Annotated in this window: 5 protein-coding genes and 1 pseudogene; all 6 read right to left on the bottom strand. The window is 47.5% G+C overall.

Annotated elements, in window-relative coordinates:
- Positions 1 to 1,162: DNA gyrase subunit A (locus ABGY95_RS12940; protein WP_347442103.1), on the bottom strand; the 1,162-nt coding region annotated here is incomplete at its 3' end.
- Between the two features lie 32 nt (positions 1,163 to 1,194).
- Positions 1,195 to 3,750 (bottom strand): DNA topoisomerase (ATP-hydrolyzing) subunit B, encoded by a 2,556-nt coding sequence (gene gyrB, locus ABGY95_RS12935; RefSeq protein WP_347442102.1) that lies wholly within the window; start codon positions 3,748 to 3,750, stop codon positions 1,195 to 1,197.
- A 142-nt stretch (positions 3,751 to 3,892) separates the two neighbouring features.
- A complete protein-coding gene (locus ABGY95_RS12930) occupies positions 3,893 to 4,942 on the bottom strand; it encodes a hypothetical protein (RefSeq protein ID WP_347442101.1) in 1,050 nt (349 codons plus the stop codon).
- Positions 4,943 to 4,987: 45 nt separating this feature from the next.
- Positions 4,988 to 6,346, bottom strand: coding sequence for a transcription termination factor Rho (gene rho, locus ABGY95_RS12925; protein WP_347442100.1), 1,359 nt, complete (start codon positions 6,344 to 6,346; stop codon positions 4,988 to 4,990).
- Positions 6,343 to 6,942, bottom strand: coding sequence for a dephospho-CoA kinase (gene coaE, locus ABGY95_RS12920; protein WP_347442099.1), 600 nt, complete (start codon positions 6,940 to 6,942; stop codon positions 6,343 to 6,345). The genes rho and coaE overlap by 4 nt, the downstream gene beginning before the upstream one ends.
- A gap of 73 nt (positions 6,943 to 7,015) precedes the next feature.
- A pseudogene (locus ABGY95_RS12915) lies at positions 7,016 to 7,417 on the bottom strand (type II and III secretion system protein); the annotation flags it as partial.

The raw sequence follows: 7,417 nt of genomic DNA, 5'->3' as shown, positions 1-7,417 counted from the left end.
CAAGGTGACCGAGAGCTAACAAGAAGGCCTCGAGGTTTTCAGCGCGAGCTTCTGCTTTCTTGAGCAAGAAGCGTGTACGGCGCATGACCACGTCACGACGGTGCTCGATGAAGGCATCGAGACAGTCGATCACTGACATTTGCTTAGGACGACGCTCGTGGATCGCAAGCATGTTGACTCCGAAGGATGTCTCCATGGACGTGAGCTTGAAGATCTGATTCATCACCACCTGTGGGCGCGCTTCACGCTTAAGAGTTATCTCAATGCGCGTTTGGTCATCGGACAAGTCACGCATGCCAGAGATATCAGTGAGAATTTTCTCCCTCACAAGCTCAGCGATACGTTGCTGAAGAACCGCACGGTTCACACCATGAGGCACCTGCGTGATCGTAATGACAGAAGTACCAGAAGCCTTTTCGTCGACCTCCATCGTACCACGCATTTTCACGCTACCACGACCGGTGCGGAAGTAGGAATCGATCCCTTTGAATCCACGGATCTCACAGGCAGACGCAAAGTCAGGGCCTTTGATGATCTGCTTCATCTCCTCGACTCCAATTTGTGGATTATCAATTCGAGCGCAGACACCATCGATCACCTCACCCATGTTGTGGGCTGGGATGTTGGTCGCCATACCTACAGCAATACCTGTACCACCATTGACTAGGAGGTTAGGAATAGCTGCTGGTAGAACGACTGGCTCATCGCGCGTTTCATCATAGGTTGGAGTGAGATCGACTGTTTCCTTTTCCAGGTCAGTCATCATCGCTGTCCCCATGTGGGTCAGGCGAGCCTCCGTGTATCGCATAGCAGCAGCAGCATCACCTTCCACAGAACCGAAGTTACCTTGGCCATCAACCAAAGTTTCACGCATGGTCCATGGCTGAGCCATGTTTACCAAAGTGGTGTAGATGGAGCTATCTCCGTGCGGGTGGTACTTACCCATCGTGTCACCCACAATACGCGCACACTTGAGGTGCGCCTTGTTTGGTGAAAGCGATAGGTCATTGAGCATAGCATAGAGAATGCGTCGCTGAGATGGCTTGAGGCCGTCACGCGCATCAGGCAATGCTCGAGAAATGATCACCGACATGGAGTACTCCAAGAAGGAGTTAGACATCTCCTCCGCCACGTTGATCGGCTTAATTTGATCTATAGACATAGTTTAAATTAGTTTTTGTTAGTAGCGGTTAGTTAGACGTCGAGGTTTCGTACGTTGAGAGCATTATCTTCGATAAAGCGCTTCCGCGGCTCCACGATATCTCCCATAAGGACGTCGAACATTTTGTCTGCTTCGATCGCATTTTCCTCATCGAGTCTGACACGAAGAAGTTGACGCGTATCAGGATCCATTGTGGTGCTATAGAGTTCTTTAGCATTCATTTCACCCAGTCCCTTGAATCGCTGGATACGCATGCCGCGTCGACCGATTTCAAGAACATTTGCGAGTAGATCGAAAAGGTTAAACACAGGAACTGATTCCACATCATCTCCTTTGCCTTCAACTAGTTCAAACAGAGGTTCATCCTCTGAGAAGAACGGATGAGTCGGAACTCCTAGTTCTTCGATACGCGCTAGAATCTTCTGAATTGCTGTTGCTTCGTGAAGTTCATGCTTAGTCGCACGACGCTGAACTCCTTCGAATTTCTCTTTGTATTCAGCTTCCTCTTCTTCCGTAAGCTCCTCACCAAACAGGCGAAGATCACGGTTTTCATGAGCAAACTCTAAGAGTTCTTTCTCTGTGTCGTAGTAATTGATCATCTCATCATTTCCCTGGCGCACGCGCACTAGGTACTCTGGAAGGTGACCATCTTTCTCAGCTGCTAACAGTTCTTTGAAGCTACCACCATGACCTTCGAGGGTGCTGGTGAATCGCTTAAGTTGCGCGAGTGAGTCTAACACACTGCGAAGTACATCAGAGTCATTGACTGCATCTTTGCCGTCTTTAACCAAGCGCACATCTTCGGAGCCTAGCTCAATGAGGATGGTATTGAGTGCCGCATCATCAGCCACGTATTCCTCACGCTTTTTACGAGTGATTTTATACAACGGAGGTTGAGCTATGTAGAGATATCCAGTTTTCACGAGTTCTGCCATGTGGCGGCAGAAGAACGTGAGTAGAAGCGTACGAATGTGAGATCCGTCGACGTCGGCATCAGTCATGATGATAACTTTATGGTAACGGACTTTCTCTACATCGAAGGCTCCTTCTTGGTCACCCTCACCGATGCCCGCACCGATCGCAGTGATCATTGCCTGAATTTCTCGGTTCTGAAGCGCTCTATGAAGCCTTGCTTTCTCGACGTTGATAACCTTACCGCGGAGAGGAAGGATCGCTTGAGTGAGACGATTCCGACCAGATTTAGCCGAGCCACCAGCGGAGTCACCCTCCACAATATAGATCTCGGATTTAGCAGGGTCACGCTCGGAACAATCCGCGAGCTTTCCCGGTAGTCCACCGCCAGACATTACCGACTTACGGACTGTCTCGCGGGCTTTGCGGGCTGCGTCGCGTGCGCGTGCGGCATTCACAGCTTTGTCGATAATCTGTTTTGCTAAATTTGGATTTTCATCGAAGTAAGCTTGCAGTCCCTCGTAAACAATAGAGCTCACAACGCCTTCAATCTCAGCATTGACCAACTTATCCTTAGTCTGTGAACTAAAGCGTGGATTAGGCATTTTCACGCTAATCACACAGATGATTCCTTCACGGACATCATCACCCGTTAAAGCTGGATCCTTATCTTTTAGGATCTTATTAGTCTTAGCGTAGAGGTTGATAGAGCGTGTTAGCGCACCACGGAAACCTGTGAGGTGAGCTCCACCATCAGCATTCGGAATGGAATTTGCGTAGCAAAGAATGTTATCCTGATAGCTGTCATTGTATTGGAATACGACATCAGCAAAGACGTCATCTTCCACGACCTTACCATCGTAATCAATTTCGACCTTGCGCTTACCTGTCAGGATTACGGGTGAGTCGTGGACGATAGTTTTATTTTCACCAAGCTGAGTGACGAATTCTTCGATCCCTTTAGCGTAGAAAAAAGTATCCTTCTTGCGGCTCTCTGGACGCTCATCTTCAAGAATGATGGTGAGGCCAGGGTTGAGGAATGTGAGTTCGCGCAGGCGGGTGGCCAAGCGGTCGAATTCGAATTGAATCGTATCGACAAAGATTGTTGCGTCAGGGAAGAATGTCACTTTTGTTCCAGTCTCATCAGATGGAGCTTCGCCAATGACTTCCAGCTGTTGAATTGTCTTACCACGCTCGAATGTAATTTGGTGAACTTTGCGTTCACGCGTAATTTCAGCTCTGAACCAATCGGAGAGCGCATTGACACATTTAGCACCGACACCATGGAGGCCACCTGAGTATTTGTAAGCACCTTGTCCAAATTTACCACCAGCGTGTAAGCTTGTGAGAACAAGCTCTACTGCTGGAATACCGAATTTCGGATGAACATCGACTGGGATTCCTCGACCATCGTCTGAAATGGAAATTGATCCATCAACGTGGATTGAAACCTCGATCGTGCTACAATAGCCCGCGAGGTGTTCGTCGATCGAATTATCAAGAACTTCGAAAACACAGTGGTGGAGGCCTCTTATATCGGGGTCACCGATATACATACCGGGACGCTTACGGACGGCTTCTAGGCCCTCCAGTTTATCGATCTGAGCGGCGCCGTATTCCTGGTCTCCGGAAACATTTGTATCAGCCTCTTCGGGCTCAATAGGCGTATCTGACATGAGTGTGAAAAAAGTATGATTTCCACCTCACAAGACAAGGAATAAGCGCCATCATTTGATGGTTTTTTTTGTATTCTCTCAGACCTGCATAAAAGCCGCCAGTACAAGGACCTTGGCGGCCTTAGAAAGTTACTATAGATTACTACAAGTTAAGCAATTCACACTGCCAACGCATGAGCACATCTGAAGGCTCTGCTTCGTTCGCGGAAATAGTCTCAATTGTTGCTTTTGAGATCACCAAGCAAGCCTCAATATCCAACTCTGAAGCGACCGCATCGCGCTTCTCTGCAAGTACCGCACAACGTTCCTCAAACTCCTCATCTTTTACGCGGCGTTTTTCACCACGAATACGCTTTGGCCACATGTTCTCAGGAACATTCTCAGCCTCAGCAAGCGCCGCATAAAAATTCTTTCTACGTGAGCTTCTAAAGTACTTTGGCAAGGTTATCTCCTTCCCCACACAAGCATCATTGACCCATGAGATTATTTGCTTGTTACCACACACCATGAATGGAGGCTTATTCCATTCACTGGCTTCAGCATCACGCCAGTACCATATAGCTCTGAGGTACAAGAGCCCCTTAGGTTTAAGTTTACCCGCTCCTTGAATACGCCAAGGATCTTCTTTCACCTGAGGTCGCTCCAGCACCTTAGCCTTAGCCTGGTGACAGCTCTCCACGAACCACTCATAGCGACCTTTTTCTTTTAGCCGCTCAAGAAGCATATCCACCATTGGCTTGAGATAGAGCACATCATTGATAGCATACTCAGCCATTTTCTCAGTTAGTGGGCGCTTTGACCAATCAGCTTTCTGAGATGCCTTAGATAATTCGACTCCTAAAAAATGCTCAACAAGGTTACCGTAGCCGAACTTTTTCACACCAAGTAAACGTGCAGCAATCTGCGTATCCCACACAACTGGAGGAACCGTATCAAGATCACGCCTCATCAAGGTGATGTCGTAGTCGGCTCCATGCATCCAGAGCTCAGAAGTCTTAAGTAAATTTGTAAGCGGTGTGAGATCTTCAATCGCTAGAGGATCTATCAGAACATGCTTTTCTCCATCACTATACTGGAGCAAGCAAAGCTTCTCGTGGTAGCAATGCAGACTATCAGCCTCTGTATCTAGCGCATGGAATTCACCATTACAGCTATTTAAGAATTCTGCTAATTCTTGAGTGGTTTGGATCATATGAATTTTCTATTTTACCTAGAGTAGTTAGATCTATCTAGCAAATTATAACCCCTTCAACAATAGCTCAGTATTGTTCTGAGTCTTGTCCAGAGCTTTCAATAAAGTCATAATGGAGTCACCTACAGGTAGAGCTGCCACGACTCGGCGGATCTCTAGGACTGCACGCATTTCATCTGGGTGATACAGCCTATCGTCATTGCGTGTTCCACTCTGTGGAATATGGATCGCTGGGTAGATGCGTCGCTCGGCTAACTCCTGATCCAATCGGATCTCCATATTTCCTGTTCCTTTGAACTCTTCAAAAATGACCTCATCCATACGACTCTCAGTTTCAATAAGGGCCGTCGCCAAAATGGTAAGACTCCCGCCTTCAGAAACATTGCGCGCAGCTCCGAAGAACTTACGAGACTTTTGAAGTGCCGCTGGATTTATACCACCACTACCAATAGGTCCGCTGCCCTGAGCGTTGTTATGGCCTCTAGCAAGTCGCGTGAGTGAGTCTAGCAAGAGGACAACGTCTTTACCTAGCTCAACTAGTCGTTTTGCCCGCTCTAACACTAGGTCAGCTACTTGAGCGTGGCGCCGAGCCGGCTCATCAAATGTCGAACTAAAGATGTGAGCATCCACACTCTCTTCAAAATCCGTCACCTCCTCAGGGCGCTCGTCTAGGAGGAGTATTATTAGCTCAACGTCAGGATGGTTCGTTTTGACTGATTTAGCAATTTGTTTGAGCAAAATAGTTTTACCGCCACGTGGTGGAGCAACTATCAAGCCACGCTGCCCCTTGCCTAACGGTGCCACTAGATCGACCAAGCGCACCCCCAAACCACCTTTTTTACCATTCTCAAGAATGATTCGCTCATTAGGGAACATCGGCGTCAATTTATCGAAGTCTTTTGGCTTGACGTAATCCCCTACTGGCATTCCTTCAATTTCGAGGATCTCCATTGCTGAAAGGTATTTATCACGCCCACGCGGTGCACGCATACGGACTTTTATTCGTTGGCCCACCAACAGCCCGTGATTGCGTATAAGTTCTCCTCCAATATACAGGTCGTCTGGTGAGGTCTTGAAAGAGCGCATCGGATCACGCAGCATCGCGTAGTTATCCTTAGCCTGCTCCATGTAGCCCTCCCCCTCGAGGACCGTGCCATGTTTTACATAGAAGCTCAGTATATCAAAAATAAGCTGGCTCTTCGTTGCTGTTGCTTGTGAACGTACAGGTAAAGACTCAGTTATCTCGTGAAGTACCGCCAATGGCTTCTCACGGAACGTATTCACACAAATAAATTCAGGAACCACAATAGGTTCTTCTTTTACTGGCTCTGGCGCCGGCTGTGCGTTTTGAGCTAACTCCTCATGAATTGGCTCATTTTCTGGTGATTGATTTTCTTCACTCATCGGTAATTATTTTCTATAAATCGTTTTACCTGTGCCTTTAACACAGATTTCACCCCCTCATTCCAGAACACAACGTCGGCGCACTTCTCCTTGTGAGAAATGGGAAGTTGTGCCTCAAGAATGGCATGGACAGTCGCAACATCGAATCCGCTTCTCATTATAAGCCGCTGCTCTTGCGTCTCGCGCGATACAGCGACCACCAAATTTGCATCCTGACCGAAGTCAAAGCCGCCTTCAAACAAAAGGGGCACATCTGCAATAAACGATGTCGTCCCACCCTTTTTAGACGTCTTTTCCAAACTGACAAGACATTCTTTTCTCACCAAGGGATGAATCAATGCCTGCATCTCCCTCCTGAGATCAGGATCAGCGAACATTCGCTCACGCAGATAGGAGCGGTTCAACTCAGCACCCTCCAAATAAGCAGACTGCCCTACTAAATCTACCAAACTCGCAGCAACATCAGATCTCTGATAAAGAGCCGCCACACATTGATCTGCATCAAAAATGACAGCACATGGATCGAGCCCACGAATCAACTCAACACAGGTTGATTTTCCTGTAGCTATTCCGCCAGTCAATCCTAAGACACGCATAGTAATAAATAAAATAAGCGGGGCAGCTACTTAAAGCTACCCCGCTTGTAAATCAATCAATGGTTTTAATGCACTAATTCAATGGCGGGAGCAATTCATTGCTACTGCCGACTGAACCCACTGGATCAGTTAGTTCACCCATTGGGTTACGCACAGACTTACCAGTAGCATCAATAATATTCACTGACACAAAGATGATAAGGTTACTCTTGATATGGTTCTCAGCTTTAGACTGAAAGAGACGACCAATGAGAGGCAGATCACCAAGTATAGGCACTTTGTCTTCTACATTCTGGACATCTTCCCTCATCAATCCACCAACTGCAACTGTGTGACCGTCATAGATAGTAAGACCTGTATTCACACGACGTGTAGAGAATACTGGCATCTCGATGCGGTTCTCAGTAATAGTTACGATTACGGGGTTACCCAGAACATCGGTTGCTGCAGTCTGAATAGGTGACCCATAGTTGAT

The sequence above is a fragment of the Rubritalea sp. genome, assembly GCF_039830215.1.
GTDB lineage: Bacteria > Verrucomicrobiota > Verrucomicrobiia > Verrucomicrobiales > Akkermansiaceae > Rubritalea.
The sequence above is the reverse complement of the archived record's forward strand: the minus strand, read 5'-3'. Positions and strand labels throughout refer to the sequence as shown.